Origin of the sequence: Roseovarius sp. A-2, assembly GCF_002072155.1 — a bacterium.
Taxonomy (GTDB): domain Bacteria; phylum Pseudomonadota; class Alphaproteobacteria; order Rhodobacterales; family Rhodobacteraceae; genus Roseovarius.
The window spans coordinates 117,806-134,989 of sequence record NZ_BDIY01000003.1; the positions used below are offsets into that span (position 1 = coordinate 117,806).

Annotated in this window: 19 protein-coding genes and 2 pseudogenes; 14 read left to right on the top strand and 7 right to left on the bottom strand. The window is 65.8% G+C overall.

Annotation, left to right across the window (positions count from 1 at the left end; translation table 11 throughout):
* Positions 1-161: 161 nt before the first annotated feature.
* The 6 genes and pseudogenes from BHD06_RS24715 to BHD06_RS05915 form a co-directional block, all read left to right on the top strand.
* Positions 162-486: pseudogene (locus tag BHD06_RS24715) on the top strand (ABC transporter permease); the annotation flags it as partial.
* Between the two features lie 155 nt (positions 487-641).
* Positions 642-1,097, top strand: a complete 456-nt coding sequence (locus tag BHD06_RS05895) for a hypothetical protein (RefSeq protein ID WP_080456067.1) — start codon at positions 642-644, stop codon at positions 1,095-1,097.
* Positions 1,094-1,771, top strand: a complete 678-nt coding sequence (locus BHD06_RS05900; RefSeq protein WP_080456068.1) for a MotA/TolQ/ExbB proton channel family protein — start codon at positions 1,094-1,096, stop codon at positions 1,769-1,771. Before BHD06_RS05895 ends, BHD06_RS05900 begins: the two co-directional genes overlap by 4 nt.
* Positions 1,764-2,144, top strand: coding sequence for a biopolymer transporter ExbD (locus tag BHD06_RS05905; RefSeq protein WP_080456069.1), 381 nt, complete (start codon positions 1,764-1,766; stop codon positions 2,142-2,144). The genes BHD06_RS05900 and BHD06_RS05905 overlap by 8 nt, the downstream gene beginning before the upstream one ends.
* Positions 2,141-2,521 (top strand): biopolymer transporter ExbD, encoded by a 381-nt coding sequence (locus tag BHD06_RS05910; protein WP_080456070.1) that lies wholly within the window; start codon positions 2,141-2,143, stop codon positions 2,519-2,521. The genes BHD06_RS05905 and BHD06_RS05910 overlap by 4 nt, the downstream gene beginning before the upstream one ends.
* The gene (locus BHD06_RS05915; RefSeq protein ID WP_080456071.1) at positions 2,518-3,540 is read left to right on the top strand and encodes a TonB family protein; all 1,023 of its coding nucleotides are present in this window, start codon (positions 2,518-2,520) and stop codon (positions 3,538-3,540) included. Before BHD06_RS05910 ends, BHD06_RS05915 begins: the two co-directional genes overlap by 4 nt.
* A gap of 74 nt (positions 3,541-3,614) precedes the next feature.
* Here BHD06_RS05915 and BHD06_RS05920 read toward each other — a convergent pair whose 3' ends face one another.
* Complete coding sequence (locus tag BHD06_RS05920; protein ID WP_080456072.1) at positions 3,615-3,836, bottom strand: hypothetical protein; 222 nt, start codon at positions 3,834-3,836, stop codon at positions 3,615-3,617.
* A 55-nt stretch (positions 3,837-3,891) separates the two neighbouring features.
* Between BHD06_RS05920 and BHD06_RS05925 the strand changes: the two are divergent.
* From BHD06_RS05925 to BHD06_RS23645, 5 genes and pseudogenes are all read left to right on the top strand, one after another.
* Positions 3,892-4,731: pseudogene (locus BHD06_RS05925) on the top strand (M24 family metallopeptidase); the annotation flags it as partial.
* A gap of 2 nt (positions 4,732-4,733) precedes the next feature.
* The gene (locus BHD06_RS05930) at positions 4,734-5,498 is read left to right on the top strand and encodes a glucose 1-dehydrogenase (RefSeq protein WP_080456073.1); all 765 of its coding nucleotides are present in this window, start codon (positions 4,734-4,736) and stop codon (positions 5,496-5,498) included.
* Between the two features lie 13 nt (positions 5,499-5,511).
* The gene (locus BHD06_RS24210) at positions 5,512-5,703 is read left to right on the top strand and encodes a hypothetical protein (RefSeq protein ID WP_254892326.1); all 192 of its coding nucleotides are present in this window, start codon (positions 5,512-5,514) and stop codon (positions 5,701-5,703) included.
* Positions 5,691-6,830: an alpha-hydroxy acid oxidase gene (locus tag BHD06_RS05940; protein WP_080456075.1), complete on the top strand. Its 1,140-nt coding sequence runs from the start codon at positions 5,691-5,693 to the stop codon at positions 6,828-6,830. The genes BHD06_RS24210 and BHD06_RS05940 overlap by 13 nt, the downstream gene beginning before the upstream one ends.
* A gap of 43 nt (positions 6,831-6,873) precedes the next feature.
* Complete coding sequence (locus BHD06_RS23645; protein WP_176214292.1) at positions 6,874-7,023, top strand: hypothetical protein; 150 nt, start codon at positions 6,874-6,876, stop codon at positions 7,021-7,023.
* A 21-nt stretch (positions 7,024-7,044) separates the two neighbouring features.
* On the opposite strand, the gene BHD06_RS05945 is transcribed toward BHD06_RS23645, so the two are convergent.
* From BHD06_RS05945 to BHD06_RS05970, 6 genes are all read right to left on the bottom strand, one after another.
* The gene (locus BHD06_RS05945; RefSeq protein ID WP_080456076.1) at positions 7,045-7,947 is read right to left on the bottom strand and encodes a haloalkane dehalogenase; all 903 of its coding nucleotides are present in this window, start codon (positions 7,945-7,947) and stop codon (positions 7,045-7,047) included.
* 510 nt (positions 7,948-8,457) lie between these two features.
* Positions 8,458-9,528: a DUF1513 domain-containing protein gene (locus BHD06_RS05950; protein WP_080456077.1), complete on the bottom strand. Its 1,071-nt coding sequence runs from the start codon at positions 9,526-9,528 to the stop codon at positions 8,458-8,460.
* Positions 9,529-9,532: 4 nt separating this feature from the next.
* Positions 9,533-10,513 carry an imelysin family protein gene (locus BHD06_RS05955; RefSeq protein WP_080456078.1) on the bottom strand — a complete coding sequence of 327 codons (981 nt, stop codon included), beginning with the start codon at positions 10,511-10,513 and terminating at the stop codon, positions 9,533-9,535.
* A gap of 1 nt (position 10,514) precedes the next feature.
* Positions 10,515-11,990 (bottom strand): di-heme oxidoredictase family protein, encoded by a 1,476-nt coding sequence (locus BHD06_RS05960; RefSeq protein ID WP_080456079.1) that lies wholly within the window; start codon positions 11,988-11,990, stop codon positions 10,515-10,517.
* A 90-nt stretch (positions 11,991-12,080) separates the two neighbouring features.
* The gene (locus BHD06_RS05965; RefSeq protein WP_080456080.1) at positions 12,081-13,106 is read right to left on the bottom strand and encodes a hypothetical protein; all 1,026 of its coding nucleotides are present in this window, start codon (positions 13,104-13,106) and stop codon (positions 12,081-12,083) included.
* Positions 13,107-13,226: 120 nt separating this feature from the next.
* The gene (locus BHD06_RS05970) at positions 13,227-14,489 is read right to left on the bottom strand and encodes an imelysin family protein (protein WP_080456081.1); all 1,263 of its coding nucleotides are present in this window, start codon (positions 14,487-14,489) and stop codon (positions 13,227-13,229) included.
* Positions 14,490-14,928: 439 nt separating this feature from the next.
* Here BHD06_RS05970 and BHD06_RS05985 point away from each other — a divergent pair, with 439 nt between their 5' ends.
* The 3 genes from BHD06_RS05985 to BHD06_RS05995 all read left to right on the top strand — a co-directional run bounded on the left by BHD06_RS05985 (position 14,929) and on the right by BHD06_RS05995 (position 17,156).
* Positions 14,929-15,306 carry a hypothetical protein gene (locus BHD06_RS05985; protein ID WP_080456084.1) on the top strand — a complete coding sequence of 126 codons (378 nt, stop codon included), beginning with the start codon at positions 14,929-14,931 and terminating at the stop codon, positions 15,304-15,306.
* Positions 15,307-15,386: 80 nt separating this feature from the next.
* Positions 15,387-16,124 carry a hypothetical protein gene (locus tag BHD06_RS05990; protein WP_139784647.1) on the top strand — a complete coding sequence of 246 codons (738 nt, stop codon included), beginning with the start codon at positions 15,387-15,389 and terminating at the stop codon, positions 16,122-16,124.
* A 315-nt stretch (positions 16,125-16,439) separates the two neighbouring features.
* Entirely contained in the window at positions 16,440-17,156 is a 717-nt protein-coding gene (locus BHD06_RS05995; RefSeq protein WP_080456086.1) for a hypothetical protein, read from the top strand.
* Positions 17,157-17,184: the final 28 nt, after the last annotated feature.

Consider the following 17,184-nt stretch of genomic DNA (forward strand, 5'->3'; position numbering starts at 1 on the left):
TGCGGTGCAGCGTCGGCGAAACGCGCCGGGCCAAGAACACCGTGTGCGCGCGCATCGCGGAGATCACCACGCTGATCTTGTCACCGACATCGACGGACGATGGCCATGGCACAAACCCGGGCACGCGCTGCTTCTGACGTCTGCGGGCCTGTGGTACGGTGCGCTTTGCCGCGTTTCGCAACACGCTGACGCTGGCCCCCTGGGCACTGTCGCGGCGCTGCTCATCCTGGTACTCGTGCCGTTCTGGACCTCGATCCTGATCCGCTCCTATGTGTGGATCTACCTCTTGGGCGGCAATGGCATCCCGGCGCTGCTGGGGGCGTTCCGCCTCGGTGATATGGGTTGGTCAACACGCCCTCCGCGGTGCTGGTGGGCATTGTCTACGGTTATCTGCCGCTGATGGTCTTTCCGATCTACGTGGCGCTGGAAAAGCTCGACAAGAGCCTGTTGGAGGCTGCGTCGGATCTGGGCACGCCGCCCTGGCGTCGTGACTCGCGTGCTATTCTTGACTCTTTTGCTCGTGCACTTGTAAAAGCCGGATATTGTGGCCCCCGGCCGCTCAATCGACACCGACCGTGCCAGCCCTGCGCCAGCCATGCGGTTCCCGTTCACCCCGTTCCGGGGCAGGAAAGGATCACGCCATGACTGCGCATCGCCGCGTCACATCTCGCCTTGTTGCCACCCTGGCAGGGGCCGCGCTCGGCCTTGCCACTCCGGCCGCGGCGCAAGAGCCCGATGATGCCACAGCCACCCTTGCGATCAGCCTCAACAGCGTGTCAGCCACCAGGACGGGGGGCTGTCGGCTGAGCTTTGTCATCCGCAACGATCTGGGGGCGGATATAGAGAGCCTTGTCGCCGAGGCGGTGCTGTTCGATGGCGCGGGACGGGTGGCCACCATGACGCTTTTTGATTTCGGCACCTTGCCCGAGGCACGGCCCCGGGTGCGGCAGTTTGATCTGGCGGGGCGGGGCTGTGACGGTATCGGCGAGGTTCTGGTCAACGGTATCGGCACCTGCGATGGCGATGGCCTGACGCCCGCCGCATGTCTGACCGGGCTGCGCCTGTCGAGCGAGACCGCAATCGAGGTGACGGGATGACACGGATGGATGCGATGATCGAGCGGCTTGCCGGGCTGATCGAGATGGGCGGGCCGGTGATCGCGATCATCGTCGCGATCTCGGTGGTGACGCTGGCGGTGATCCTTTACAAGCTTTGGCAGTTCCGCGCCTCGGGCGTCGGGCGGCATCATGCGCTGCGCGCCGCCGTGGCGGAATGGGACCGGGGCGAGAACCATGCCGCACGCCGCACGCTGGAACGCTCGCGCAGTTATCTGGCGCCGGTGATTGCCCGCGCCTTTGCCGCCGATCCGTGCGACGCCAAGGCCACACGGCGGATCGAGGCCGAGGCCGAGGCACGGTTTTCGCGGCTCGAACGCGGTTTCCGCTTTCTCGACACGGTGGCGCAAGTGGCGCCGCTTCTGGGTCTGTTCGGCACGGTTCTGGGGATGATCGAGGCGTTTCAGGCGCTGCAATCGGCGGGAAGCCAGGTCGATCCCTCACTGCTGGCGGGGGGCATCTGGGTGGCGTTGTTGACCACGGCTGCCGGTCTGGCGGTGGCGATGCCCGCCTCTGTGGTGCTGTCGTGGTTCGAATCGCGCATCGCCGAGGAGCGCGCGCTCGCCGATCATGCGCTGAGCATGGTGCTGGGGCCCGATCTGCACGGGGCCGCACAAAGGGTGGCGCAGGGCGGGGCGGTGCCCCAGAGTGCCTAGAGCCCCGTTCCGGCGGCGCAAACTGTCGCTTACCTCGCTCATCGACGTGATCTTTCTGCTGCTCTTGTTTTTCATGCTATCCTCGACCTTTTCGCAATTCTCGGAGGTGGATCTGGCGACCGCAGGCACGGGGCAGGGGGCCGCGTCCGAGGTGCGCCCGATCTTCGTACAACTGCGCGCCGATACCCTGAGAGTGAACGCGCGGGACGTGACGCTCGACGGGTTGGCCGAGGCATTCAAGCCTTTGATCGACGGCGAGGCGCGCGCGCTGGTGCACACCGGGGCGAAGGTCAGCGCACAGCGGCTCACTGATCTGCTGCTCGCGTTGCGCGGCATCGCGGGCCTCTCGGTGCAGGTGCTGGTGCCGTCATGAGAGCGCCCGCGCCCCGCAGCCGCCGCGAGCCGACGATCGCGCTGATCAATATCGTTTTCCTGATGCTGATTTTCTTCATGGCCGCCGCCACGCTTGCGCCGCCGCTCGATGGCGCGCTGACGTTGGTGCGCACCGCCGATCTGGAGGGGCGCGCGCCGCCCGATGCGCTGGTGGTGCATGCCGATGGGCGGCTGGCCTATCGTGGCGCGGCGGTGGCGGATGCTGCGGCCTACATGGCGCAGGTCGGGGCCCAGGAGGTTGTGCGCATCGTCCCCGACGCCGCGTTGCCCGCGCCTGACCTGATCCGGCTGGGCGAGGCGCTGCGCCGGGCCGGGGCGGCCCGCGTGGTGATGGTCACCGAACGGGGGCTGCAATGATCCGCCGCTCGCGTCTGGTGGTGATCGCTTGCGCCGGGGCGGCGCTCGCGCTGCACGGCACGGGGCTGTGGCTGTCGGGCACGGCTGCACGCATCGAGGTCGCGGGCGGGGCGGGGGCGATGGAGGCCACGCTCGGCAGCAGCTTTGCCGATATGGTGACCGGGGCGGCGCAGCCGGTCACGCAGAGCACGGTAACACCCAACCGGCAGGCCGAGGCGGTGATGAAACCGGTCGTTTCGCGCAAGGCGCCGCGTCCGGATACGCCGCGCACCGCCGAGGCCGCCCCGCCCGATGATAGCGAGGCGCGCGCCCCGCAGGAGGGAGCCGAGACGCCGCCCACTCCGCGCGCCGGGATTGCAGCGGTGCCGAGTGTCGAGACGGTCGTGCCGACGCGCCGCCCGGTCGAGACGCCCGCCGCCCCGCCAACCGGGACCGCAGAGAGCGCCGATGATCCCGCTCCGGTGCCGCCGACGCCCGCCACCGAGAGTGCCAGGGCCGCCCCACTGGAGATGATCGAGGCGCAGCCCGAGGAGGAGGGGGTGCAGGTTTCGCGCCGTCCCCGGGCCCGCCCGCGTGAGATCGAAGAGGCCGCCGCAAGGCCATCGCCCGAACCTGAGCGGCACGAAACGCGCCTCCGCCGCCAGCAGGGCAACAGCGCCACTCGTGACGCGACACGAGGCAGCACCGCCGGTACTGATGCCGCCACCGCGACGGAGCAAGGCCGCGATACGGCCCGCCGCAGCGACGAACAGGGCAATGCCGCCGTCAGCAACTATCCCGGCGAGGTCATACGCCACCTTGCCCGCGTGCCGCGCCCGCGCGCGACAAGCCGCGGCGCGGCGCTGGTGCAGTTCAGCATCGCGGCGGGTGGAGGGCTGGCCTCGGTCGGGCTCTCGCGCTCTTCGGGATCGTCGCGGCTCGACCGCGCGGCGCTGGCCGTCATAGAGCGCGCCGCGCCGTTCCCCGCACCCCCACCGGGCGCGCGGCGCAGTTTTTCCATCAGGATCGAAGGGCGGTGACCGGTGCTGCTTCCTCTCCCAAAAAAGAGCTGCCATGACGCCTGACTACCCGCGATCTCGGATCGGGTTGTCAATCACAGTGCATCGTCGCCCTTGCACAGTCTTGCGATCTGGTCGATGGCCCATGCGGCGGCGGGACGGCCATAGCAGTGACCATGTGCGAATATACCGAGGCTCAGGGTCTCCGGCGGCTGTGATTGCAACCCGGTCACGGCATCACGGACCATCTCGACGAATTGCGCCGGGGTACGACCGAAGCGCGTGGCGTGTGGAAGTTCGTTGAACTCGACCGACATCGGAATTGCCAGAATCTCATCCTGATCGACCGCTGGAGATAGGGGCGGTCGCTGTCCGGCGTATCGTCGTGCAGGTGTGGCCGGGATGCGTGGGACGATCCCGCCAGAATTCGGCCTGATGCGCAGACATGCCAAGAAAATCGCAGGTCTGATCCGTGATGCGGGCATGGCTGACATGCCGGTGGGCGTGGATTGTGCCGAAACCGCGATGTTCCACACGCTCAAAAATAGGGGATCAACGTGATCGACGGCCAGCATATCATGCTGGCGGCGCGCGAGATCGAGAAGCGGGACGAGATCCAGCTGCTCACGCAGGCAGCCTCGATGGTTGATGGCGTCTGTCACATGATCTATGAAGAGTTGCGGCTGGGCGTGCGCGAGAACGATATCGTCGCGCGTTCCAACAAAATGCTCCATGAGATGAGTTCGGACGACGTGGAGGCGATCAATGCCATTTCCAGCGAACGCTGCAACCCGCATCGGCACAATTTCACCGACCGGCCGTTCCAGCCCGGCGATCCGGTGTTTTTCGACATCCTGCAAAGCTATCAGGGCTATCCCACCTGCTATCAGGACCTTCAATATCGGTCGCGCCACGCCCGCGCAGAATGACGCCTATGTCAAGACACGCGAATGGATCGACGCCTCGATCGCGATGATCAAGCCGGGGGTAAGCACCGACAAGGTGGCCGAGGTCCGGCCCAAGGCAGAGGAGTTCGGCCTTGGGGATGAGGCATCGGCATTCGGGCTGCAATTCGGCCATGATCTGGGCCTTGCGCTTGAAACTTGCTATCCCGCCGCGCGGATTGAACAGGACGTGGTGGTGACGCCGACCGGCTGCGAGGTGATCAGGCTCTTCCCGGCCGAGGATCTGCCGATTGCGAACCGGTATTGATCATGGGAAATCCGTTTGATCTCACTGGCCGCAAGGCCCTTGTTACCGGCGGCGCGACCGGCATCGGCGAGGGCATTGCCCTCGGCCTTGCCGCCGCCGGGGCCGATGTGGCGTTGACCTATCGCAGCCATCAGCCCGAAGAGGCCCTCGCCAGCATCGGAGCGCTTGGGCGCAAGGGCGCGGCGGTAAAGGCCGATTTCACCGGCCTGAATCAGGCCGGGGCCGAGGCGGTCGTGCGCTTTGCCGCCGACGCGCTCGGCGGTCTGGATATCCTGGTCAATAATGCCGGGATCATCCACCGCGAGGACAGCACCGATCTGGCGCTCGACGACTGGCAGCGCGTGCTGTCGGTCAACCTCGACTCGGTCTGGCTGCTGTCGCAGGCAGCGGGCAGGCGCATGGTCGCGCAAGGATCGGGAAAGATCGTGATCGTGTCCTCGGTGCTTGGCGCGCAGGGCGGGTTGCGCGTGCCCGCCTATGCCGCAAGCAAACACGCGGTGCTGGGGCTTACCAAGGCGCTGTGCAACGAGTGGGCACCGCAGGGCGTCAACGTCAACAGTATCGCGCCCGGCTACACCGCGACGGACAACACGCAGGCGCTGCGAGACGATCCGGAGCGGTCGAAGGCGCTGCTCGATCGCATCCCCGCCGGACGCTTCGCCGATCCGTCGGACATCGCCGGGGCCGCCGTCTTTCTGGCGTCGGATGCCGCCAGCTATTGCCACGGCAGTGTTGTGACCGTCGATGGCGGCTGGCTCGCGCGCTGAGGGGGGGGGGATCATGGAACAGACACTTGCAAGCAAGACCGCCCTCGTTACGGCAGCGGCACACGGGAACGGGCGCGCCGGTGCCCCGGCGATGGCCGCGCGCGGCGCACAGGTGATCGCGGAAATGGTCTGCTACCTGGCCGGGGACATGTCGGAATTCCCCACCGGGCAGGCCCTTGCCATAGATCGCGGATGGTCGAACTGATGGGGTTGGAGCGGGTCGCCTCGATCGACGATCTGCGCCTGCGCGCCCGGCGGCGCATTCCGCGATTTGCCTTCGATCTGGTCGATGGCGGTGCCGAGAGCGAGCGCAATCTGCGCCGCAATGTCGAGGCGTTCGAAGAGGTCGAACTGACGCCCCGCTACATGGTGGATGTCTCGGACATCGACACCCGGGCCACGCTGTTCGGCCAGACCTATGACGCGCCGGTCGGCATTGCCCCCATCGGCATGCTCAACGCCTTCTGGCCGGGGGCAGACCTGACGCTGGCGCGCCTCTGCAAGCGGCGCAACATCCCCTATGTCGCCAGCTCTGCCGCCTCCACCGCGCTGGAGGCCTTGGCAAAGGCGGCAGACGGCAACGCCTGGTTCCAGCTCTATGTCTCGAGCGATGCGGACGTGACCGAGGGCCTGATCGCGCGCGCCGAGGCCGCAGGCTACACCACGCTGATGGTCACCGTCGATGTGCCCGCGGCGGGCAAGCGGGACCGCGATATCCGCAACCAGCTTTCCGTGCCGTTCCGGATCACGCCCGAGGTGGTCGCCCAGCTGATCGCCAATCCACGCTGGTCGCTGGAAACGCTGCGCCATGGCAAGCCCAACGTCGCAAATTACGCGGACCTTCTGCAGAGTGCCACCTCTTACGCCGATGTCCAGAAGACCCTGATCACGCCGGGTTTCGCATGGGACGATCTGAAACGCCTGCGCGCGCGCTGGAAGGGCACGCTTCTGGTCAAGGGCATCCTGCATCCGCAGGACGCTGAGATATGCGCGGAAATGGGCTGTGACGGTATCGTCGTCTCGAACCATGGCGGTCGGCAGGTCGCCTTCGGCCCCGCCACCATCGAGGCGCTTCCGGCGATTGCGGAGGCTGTCGGTGGACGCCTGACAGTCATCCTGGACAGCGGCATTCGGCGTGGCGTGGATGTTTTGCGGGCAAAGGCGCGCGGTGCGGATTTCGCCTTTGCCGGTCGGGCATTTGCCTATGGTGTGGGCGCTGGAGGCGAAGCCGGTGCCGAGCGCGCCTTCGAGATCCTGCACCTGGAATTGGTCCGCGCCCTGGGTCAACTCGGTGTTCCCTCCTACGGGGATTTCGGACCGCCGCGACCATGACAGCCGGTCACGGCGACGATATGCCCGCAGTCGCGGGTAGCGCATGCTGCGCCGGGTGATCTCGGCAGGCGGGCGGGTGCTGATCTGCGGCACCCGCATGGACGCGCAGGGGTTGAGCGAGGGTGAGATGATGGACGGGGTCGCGCGCTCGACCATGGATGAACTGGGCGAGGCTACGCTCGCCGCCGACTAGGTGCTGGTCGGGGCGCGTCCGTCAAAGGCTCGATGCGAGATCGTGCCGCCGCATCCATGCCGCGATGGCATCTCCGATCGCCTGCGCCTGATCCTCCTGCACGTAATGCAAGCCCGCGCCGATATCGGCCATCTCCAGATTGGGCAGCCGCGCACGATAGCTCTCCGCCGCCGCGCGCGGCAGCATCAGCCCCGGTTCGGCCTGCAAGAGAAGCTTGGGCAGGTCGCTCTGCTCCAACCATCGCATATAGGCGGTTTGCATGTCGTGCACATGCGCGGGCGCGCCCCCGATGCACAAAAGCTGCGGGAAATGGCACAGGATATGGCGCGTGGTCTTGTCTTTCCAGGGCATCCGGTAGGCGTCCATCTCCGCTGTGCTCAGCTCGCGCCGGATCATGGCGGGCAGGATGCCTTCGACAAACTGGTTTTCCTCGATCATCATCCGCTCGGCATTGTCCTGCGAGGCACGCAGCGTCTGGAAGAAGTCGCGCGTTGCCGGATCAAAGGCGTCATAACTCGGTACCGGGTCGAGCAGCGCCTCCATGAAGGCGATGCCCTTGATGCGATCAGGGCTGCGACGCGCATAGTGAAAGCCGAGGAACGAGCCCCAGTCATGGGTCACCAGCGTGATCGGCGCAGGCCCCAGCGTGTCGATGAAGGCGTCGAGATAGCGGATATGATCCTCGATCCCGTAGTCGAGATCGGGTTTATCTGAGAGGCCATAGCCGATCAGATCGACGGCGATCAGCCGCCCGCAACCTTCGAGCCGGGGCATCACGTTGCGCCAGAGGTAAGACCATGTCGGTTGACCGTGCAGGAACAGCACCGTGTCGCCCGCGCCGTGGGCCATGAAATGCATCTTCGCGCCCAGCAAATCGGCGTGATGCGACGGGTAGGGCAGGTCGGGACGGTCGGTGACGGTCATCGGGCGGGGCTCCTCTTGCGGTCATGCCCCCATGCCTGCGCGTGCGACTGGCCGCTGTCAACGCGCGCGGGCGCGGCTCACGCCGGGTTGATCGCGGCAGGGTGCCGCCACCGCTCTTGTGCAACAAGGATCGCGCCGCAGGGCGCGTTGCCCTGTTTCATTGTGATCGCCCGGGCGTGGCACGACGGGGGCACGAGTCATCCCCACCTGCCGCCCTCGGATTGGAGCGCCGCGCCCGCACATCTTCTGGCGCGGCGCAGAGGTATGGAAGACGACGGCCCCCGCCTGTTCGCCGACCCGACATGGGCCACCGATGCACCCTTCCGCGAGATCGAAGCCGCCATTGTCGCAGCCAAGGCACGCGGCATCCTTGCAATGGAAATCGAGGCGTCAGAGTGGACCTCTCCGAGGTTCGACGCCATTCCCGATGTGACGCCCATCGGAGAAGCGGTGACATGTCCAGGGACCGGCCCTTTTCATGATCGAAAGGAACCTCATCACACCGCGCTGTCACAGCGAGACGATGTGATTGTCCCAGGCAAGGTGATGTTGCGCGAGCGCGCGGGGCGTCAGGCCCGCCAGCGCAAGCAGCCCGCCCAGCCCGTCGCTGAGCAGGAAGCCGTCCGCGCGCGGCGCGAGCCCGCAGACGTCGGCACGTGAGAACGCGCCGAGGAATCCGCCATCGGGCGAGAAGCAGTGCAGGCGTCCGCCGCGCGGCGAGGTGATGGCCACCTGCGCACCGTCGCCGCTGAAGGCCACGCTGCCGGCATAGCCCTGCATGGCGAATTCCGCGGCCAGCGGGGCCTCGGGCAGTACGGGGTCGGTGCCGCGCCGGTGCAAGCCGAGAAGTGGTGGTGCCGCGCCTTCAGCACCTTCCCACTGCATGGCAAAGGCCAAGAGCCCGTCGGCCCGAAGAGCCAGGTGGCGGATCGAATTTTTCCGGAGGTCGGGATTGAGTTCGATCTGCTCCAAAATAGGGCCTGCGATGTCGAGATAGCTGAGATTGGGCCGCATCGTTCCGATGTTGAGTTTGCGCCGGTCGGTGGGGTCGGTGGCGATGCCGCCATTCGCGACCGCCAATGTTTGGCCATCCGGCATCAGCCGGATCTCGTGTGGCCCGATCCCGCCCGAGGGGAAATCGCCGATACGGCGATAGCCCTTGCCTGCGTCCCAGACGCCGATCCGCCCGGCGCTTGTCTCGCTCTCCTGTTCGGCGGTATAGAGCCGCGCGCCTTTCCTCGCGTAGCATCCGTGACCGTTGAATTGCCGCCCCTCCGGCGGGCTCAGGCGGTGGCGCACCTGTCCGGTCACGCAGTCGATCACCAGCGCGAAACTGCCCGGGCGACGCGCGAAGGCCACCGCTTCGGCGCGGATCGGGTGGCCCGCGCCCGCGTGACCGCGCGCAGGCAGGGGGATGGCAAAGAGGCTTTGACCGCCCGCGTTCAGCCCGTGCAGCGCGAAGCCGCCCGAGGCGTCACGCGCCGCCGCCAGATAGGCGGGGTTGCCCGCCGCCGCCCAGCCCAAGCCCGGCGCGGCTCCGGTGGCCAGAAGCGAGGCAAGAAAGGCGCGGCGCGTGGTCATCGGCTCAATCCCCGTCTTGCGCGTTGAAGCCCGGTGCGATGCCGAGGCGGGTGCCGATCTCTGCCGCGATGGCGTCATGCAGGCCCTCGACCGCCTGTTGCAGCACCTCGAGGCGCAGCCGCGCCTGTGGATCGGTGATGTCCTGAAAGGCGGGGTCGTCTATGGTATCGGCCGCCGCCTCGACCCGCGCCAGCGCGGCGTCGCTCTGGGGCAAGTCCCAATCGGCGAGCGCGGTGGCCAGACCATGCGCGGCCCCAGCCGCCAGCCGCACCTGTCGCAGGCTGCGGCCCGAGCGGCGCGCCTCGGCGAGCGCCGGACGGGGGCGCTCAAATGTGCCCATAGGCAGGCCGAGCCGCTTGTTCGCGGTGAGTTCCAGCGCACTCAGCACCTGCGTGTAGAGCGCGCGCAGCGCCTCGTCCCCGCTGAGGTACGCGGCGTTGCCGGGCGCGCCTGCCTTGCGTAGCAGCGGTGCGAAATCGTCATTCCATGCAGACGAAAGCGCGCGCGCCTGTGCCTCCAGGTCGGTTGCGATGGTGGTGACGAGGGCGCAGGTATAGCTGCCCTCTTCATAGGTCATGAACGCCGGGTCAAAGAGCAGTATCTCCAGCGCGAAGACCCCGCGCGCGGCGATGGAGACCTCCGGGTAGTCTTCGGGCGCATGGGCGATCGGGTCCTCCTCGGCAATCAACCGCGTGAGCGTGCGCTGCGTGAAGCCGCGCGGATCGGGCCAGAAGGCGACCGAGAGCGCGCCGGTCTCCGACGGCCCCAGCCGCAGGTCGCCCACGGTCATCCAGGCGTCAAAGGCGGCGTGGAAATCTGGGTGCAGGTTGGCGGCGCGACAATCCTCAGTCGCCGCATCGGATAGCCTGGCCGCCCGCTCTGCGAACCGCGCGAACCCCGGCAGGATATGGGTGTCGAGCGCCTTGTTCACCCCCGCATGGGCGGGCAGGGCAAGGCACAGCGATAGGGCAAGGGCAAGACGCATGTCAGAGGCTCTCCAGAAAACGGATCAGGGCGGCACGGTCTTCGGGCGGCATTTCGGCCACGGTATCACGGGCTGTTTGCGCCTCGCCCCCGTGCCAGATCACCGCCTCGAGAAGCGAGCGCGCACGCCCGTCATGCAGGAAATAGCTGTGGCCCGAGACCGTCTCGGTTAGCCCAATTCCCCAGAGCGGCGGGGTGCGCCATTCGCGCCCCGAGGCGCGCCCCTCGGGGCGGTTATCGGCCAGCCCCTCGCCCATGTCGTGCAGCAGAAGATCGGTATAGGGCCAGATCAGCTGGAACGAGGCGGGGTCGTCGCCCTCGAGCCGGTGGGTGACAAAATTGGGCCGGTGGCAGGCGGCGCAGCCGGTGTCATGGAACACCTCGCGCCCGCGCAAGACCTGTGGATCACCCACATCGCGGCGGGCGGGCACGGCGAGGGTGCTGCTGTAAAACGTGACCAGATCGAGCGCGCCCTGGTCGATCTCGAATCCGCCCTGTTCGGGATCATCGCCATGAATGGCGGCGCGGCAATCGGTCTGCGCGTCTGTGCATTCGCCCGAACCCGCCGGGTGGACCGGGTTGGAGATGCCGATATCGCCGGCAAAGGCGCTCGCCGTCTGCTCCAGCACTGTCGGGTTGCCCGCCTTGAGCCCGAAGCGGCCCAGCATCGGCTGCTCGTATACGTCCGACCAGACGATTTGCGGCCGCCCCGAAATGCCGTCGCGGTTCGTATCGTCGGGATCGGCGAGGGCGAGAATGTCCTGCGTGGGAATCGCCTCCAGCAGTCCCATGCCGATCATCTGCGGGGCGACGCGGGGGCTGAGCATGGCGTCGGGGTGCAGCGGGCCGTAGCCCAGATCGGCGGCGCGGTAGGTGGGGGCGCGCAGATGTGCCACCTCGCCGCCCGATAGCGGCACTCGGGTCTCCTCGTAGCGCACATCGAGCCGGTATTCCGGCGCGTGGCCCGGCAGGCTGAAATCCTGCAATTGCGTGCCGTAGGTGGGATCGGGGGCGGTCGCATGCGTGCCCTCGATATGGGCGGCGATTTCGGACGCCTCCGGTGCCGGGATCGAGACGCGCAGGAACATCGACACGGCGCTGTCGCCGGGGCCTTCGGGCGGGTGGCCGCGCCCGTCCTTGAGGTGGCAGCGCTGACAGGAGCGCGCGTTGTAGAGCGGGCCGAGACCATCCGAGGCCAGTGTCGAGGCGGGGGCCGAGACCCAGACGCGCCGGAACATGCCATTGCCGACGCGGAAATCCAGCTCCTGCTCGAAGGTCAGGTTGGCGGCGGGTTGCGAGAACGCATCTGCCGTGTCGCGCGGGCGCACGGTCTGCGCGCCGCCGGCGTTCTCCTCAAAGGGCCAGGGCACGGAGAAATCCGCAGGCGGGGCGGTCACGGCATCGACGCGCGCGCGCTCGGCCGCGGTGCGGGGGATGACATCGAGATGGATATCGTCGAGAGATTGGGCGGCGGTCATGCCCGTCCAGATACTGGCTATCGCTACGATCGGAAGGAACGTGCGATATGGCTTTGACTTGGGCACGGGCATCACTCTTTCTAGCGCTCCTCAGAATTCATAGGCAAGCAGCGCGCCGATGGTATGCGTCTCATCGCCACCCTCATCGCCATAGCGATAGGCCAGAGCAGCACTTAGACCCTCGGCGATCTCGATTTCACCAGAGAGTGTGGCCAGGTGATCCTGCGGCAGCGTCTCGACGTCGCGCAGCGCATAGACCGCCGAGAGCGTGACGGGGCCAACGGGTGCCTCAGCCCCGAAGGTGGCGAAGGTCGCATTGTCGGCGGTGCCGTCGAAGTGGTTGAAATAGGCCACCTCTGCAAGCAGCGTGACCGGCACGGAGCCGGTTGCCAATTCGTGGCTGAGACCGCCCACGAACCCGGTCTGATCCTTGGCGTCGCCGACGCCGCGCGCCTGCGATTGCAGGCCGAGGTTGTACCCGGTCGCGCCGAAGGCCCCCGAGAGGGAAACGGCGAAGGATTCCGGCCCGCTGGTATTCGACACGCCACCGTCGCTCCGGTTTGTCCGCCCGCGATTTTCGCCAAGCGACTCGCTAAGTATGCTCCGATCCGCATTGAAGATTGCCAGGCTGAGTTCATGCTCGCCCTGACCGGCGGAGAACGGAATCACGAGGCCTGCGCCGATCTTTTCAGCGATCTCGTAATCCTCGGCAAAATCGACGCCATAGATGCCGGGGGCGGCATCCCAAGCGATACCGAAGGCGGGATTGAATTTGCCCAACACCACCTGTGCCGCGCCGAAATCATGCGCGAAGTAGAGTTCTTCGGCGTAAAGGCCATGATCTTCGAGGACGCTGTCCGAGGTGGGGGCGGTGATCTGTTCGAGCACGAGCGTGCTGTTGATAGACGTCCGCGACGTGAAGGCGAACGAAAGCGCGCCCTCGATGGTGGCGAAGGTATTGTTGATCTCGCCGCCGGGTGCGGAGGAATCGACGGTGAAATCGCTTTGCAACTCGACCGAGAGTTCGGCAGAGAACGGCGAGGTCGCATCCTGAGACTGGGCTGCGGTCGCGCCAAGCGCCGCGCAGGCGGCAAGCGTTACAGGTAGGGTTTTCATCACTGTTCCTTGGTTTTTGTGGATGACGTAGACTGACATCATCATATCTGTTACGTGATAACATACCTAGCTGCAGGCTGGGTTTTGCGTCCACCGCGCCGAGCGGTGGACGACGATGGATTACTGAAACACGGCCGAAGGATCGTCGAGGCTGTCGGAGCCCTCGATCGTCACCCCGCCGAGGTCGAGCGCGGCGATCACCCGCTCGATGGAGCGGGTCTGCGCGATCAGTGCGTCGACCCCGCCCATGACAAGCGCCTCGCCCGCGTCGTTGCCGCGCTCCAGCATCATGTCATAGGCAAAGCCCGCCTCGGCGGCGGTCTTGATCCGGCCAAGCGCCATCATGGTTTCGTCCAGCCGTGCGCGCATCTCGGCATCGAGCGACGCATCCGTGCCCGCCACCAGATCGGCCAGCGACGGGCCAGACAGCATCGACCCGTCGATCCGCATATACGCGCCGTGATAGACGTTGCGGATGCCCAGACCGTCATAATAGTGGCTGTTATGGGTATTGTCGGCAAAGCAGTCATGCTCTTCCTCAGGGTCGTTGAGCATAAGGCCGAGCCGCATCCTCTCGCCCGCTTGCTCGCCATAGGACAGGCTGCCCATGCCGGTGAGGATCGCGGTCAGGCCCGCGCTTTCATCGGCGGTCACGTTGGCGCGGGCGTCGCCGCCCTCCTGCCATTGCGCGACCATCCATTCCAGATCCGAGACCAGCAGGTCGGTCGCGGCCCTGAGGTACTCCGCCCGGCGGTCGCAATTGGCGTGGGTGCAAGCCTCGCCGCTTGCATAATCGGTCCAGGGCCGGTTGCCCGCGCCCGGCAAATGCCCGTTGAGATCCTGCCCCCAGAGCAGGAACTCGATGGCGTGATAACCGGTGGCGACATTGGCCTCGATCCCGTCAGCCTCGTGCAGGTTGTCCTCCAGCAACGCGGGGGTGATCTCCGACGCGTCGATCTCCTGTCCCGAGAGGGTGAATGTCGGATTGGCGATCACATTGAGCGCGGCAAGCTGGTTGGCGTCGGTGGGCCCGCCATAGGCCCCGTCCACGTAGTCGATCAGCCCTTCGTCGAGCGGCCAGGCGTTCACTTTGCCTTCCCAGTCATCGACGATCGGGTTGCCGAAGCGATAGACCTCGGTCTGTTGATAGGGCACGCGGGCGCGCAGCCAGGCGGCGCGCGCCTCGGTGAGATGTTCGGCTGACGGGCTTTCGATCAGCGTATCGACCGCGTCTTGCAGTGCGCGCGCGGTGGTCAGGCTGTCCTCGTATTTGGCGGCGGCGATATCGGCGTAATGGCTGAGGACTTCGCCCGCGCCCTGCGCGGTGGCAACCCCGGCAAGCGAGAGGCAAAGCGAGGTGGTGGTCAGGAAAAGGCGGGTCATGGGCGTGTCCTTTTGGTCAGGTCATTTCTGGAATGGGCGCTTGGATGGCGCTCCTCGGTCTCGGTGAGACAGTCAATCAGGGGCTCCATGCACTGGCCGGACCAGTCCGCGCCGTCGAGACCTGCCTTCAGAATGTCGTGACGCAGATATGGCGGCCGCTTGGTGTCGAACACTGTCATGACTGTCGTGCCTTTCGTTCTCTCCAAACCGGAGTCACCCGAGTTCCTAATGGAAAAAGTCGGGTATAGCAATTCCCAAGTGAAACTATCGGAATATATCGCGGAAACCATGCAAGGTATTGGCAACGTGGCCTATTCCTTGAGGTGCGCCGGGGGCGCCATGTCTAGAGTTGGCGCGTCGACCAAGGCCATTGCCGGTGACGCAGATTGCCAGAGTTCCAAGCCCTACGAGTGGTTGGCTCTGTGAACCGGACACCCTCATGCCCGGGGCGTCGAACTGCACGGAGATACTGATCGAGGAGACCATCCGCTCTGTCAGCGTGGTCGATCGCGGGCCGTCCGGCTGGGACAAGACATTGTGGTTCGTCCCCCGCCTGCCGCCGCTTTTGGTGCTGTTGCTCCTGCTGGGGCGGGGCCTCGCACTGCTGCGCAGCGGGGCCGAATGGGCCGAGGCGCGGGGGCTGTCTTCTGCTGCCATTTCTCGCCATTGCTTTGGGCTCGCGCTTGGCCTCACGGCGCTCGCCGCAGGCAGCCAGGACAGTTCTGCGATTCTCGGCTGGCTTGGGGATCGACCTACCGGGCCACCGAGGCCGAGGCGGGGCAACTGCCGCGTTTACCGCGCTTGCCGCAGCGGCTAGGATGAGAAACGAGCGGAGCGGGCGGGGCGGACATTGGCGAGATGAGGTTTAGGAACCGACCGACCGAACCGGACAGCCTGTTGACCCGCCTGGATTATGGCCCGGTGGCGGGCCTCGGGGCGGTGCGGAAGACCCGCGATGTCGAGGAACCCACCAGGCTGACGGTAAATTATGTGGGCGCGACGGTGGTGGCGTTCAGTTTCGACACCCCGTCGGGAAATGCGCCCAAGTGCAACGGCAACCGGGTGCATCTCTGGCCGGTCTCGGCTGACAGCGTGCCGTTCGGACGCACGGCGCAGAACTCCGCAGCGATCACGCTGGAAACGCCGGACGGCGACCAGAGCCTGACCAATGTGGCCATCACCACCGGTGCCTATCTCCTGGGCTATGCCGTTGGCCCGGATGCGCCGGAAACCGCATGGTCGACCTATTTGAATGTTGTCGCCTCGGCCTATATTCCGGCGGCGGCATCCGCCGGGCTGGCGAAGGGCCGCCGTCATTCGGCGATCAGGACGATATATGTCGGGACCAACACGCTGGTTTTCCATTACACGTTCCTCTCGGGGTTCGATCCGCGGGGCTCGGGGGCGTGGGTCGGGCTGTGGCCGGGGAAGCCTGACACCTATTTGCAACCGCCGAAATGGTTCGCGCCAATCGAGTCCGGCGTCTCCGAACAGGACGCGGCTATCAACGGCGTGGTGCTCAAGAGCGCCAGCCCCTATACGTTGGGTTTGTTTTCCTCAGGCTTCGACAAGGTAGCGGCGCGGCTGGATTTAAATCGGCTGGCGACGCGGGTGACGTTCACCGCAGATACCTGAGGACAACATGCGCGACCCGGCGTCCGGCGATTGTCTGGCTGACCGGGTGGGGCGCATGTCGATAAAACCGAGTGCAACCGGCATGTTATCTTCGGAATGTCCGGGGCGCGCACATTTCGCGCCCGATCAGTAACAACCTTGGGTTTAGTTTTTCTTGAAATTTCAGCAAAAATGTGCGTTACTTTCGGTACTAGATTCCGTGAAGAAATACCCCATAGGTTGTAATGGAGTGATTTAATCGATGCGTCGTGTGGCGCGCGTCGCCGTGTCTCGATTTTTCCGGGGCACCGGACGAAACATTTGAAAGGAAGTGCGATGAAAGATTCTGTCAGCAAACTGTTTACCGGCCCTGCTCCGCAAACGGTGGTGGTCAACACAACCAGCGTGACGGCTACGCAGATCAGCCTCAAATTCGACACGCCGAACGGCAACCAGCCCAGCGATTTCGGCAACGAGGTCTGGGTCTGGCAATCTGGCAACCAGGTTCCGTGGACGTCGAACGGAGAGGCTCAGGCGGTCAAGGTGAACACGCCCAGCGGCGATCTGTCCTTTACCGGCCTGAGCGTGACCACGCTGTCGTATATCATCGGCTACGCGGTCGGTCCGAAGGGCGACAAATCCTGGCCCTATCCCAATGTCGTGGCCTCGGTCTATGTGCCGGCGCTCGGATCGGGCGACGCGGCGACCGACGACGCGGCGCAGCAGGGCGACGTGTTCAGCCCCTCGGTGGACAAGGTGACCTTCGGCGCCACGTCGCTGGTGGTGAAATACGACATGCTGTCGGGATATAATCCGTCTATGTCGGGCGCCTATGTCGGGGTCTGGGAAGGCACGACAGCCTCCTATTCGCAAAAGCCCAAGTGGTACGAGCCGGTGAGCAGCAAGAATTCGTCGGGCACGGTCTCGTTCAACAACATCCAGATCCTGCGCGGCACCAGCTATACGATGGGCCTCTTCGCAACGGGTTACGATACCGACGTGACAAAGCTGAAGCAGACGGCGTTGGCTGCGACAAGCACCTTCTCGGTGTGATCGCCCCGCCGGGAATGGCGGCAATCTA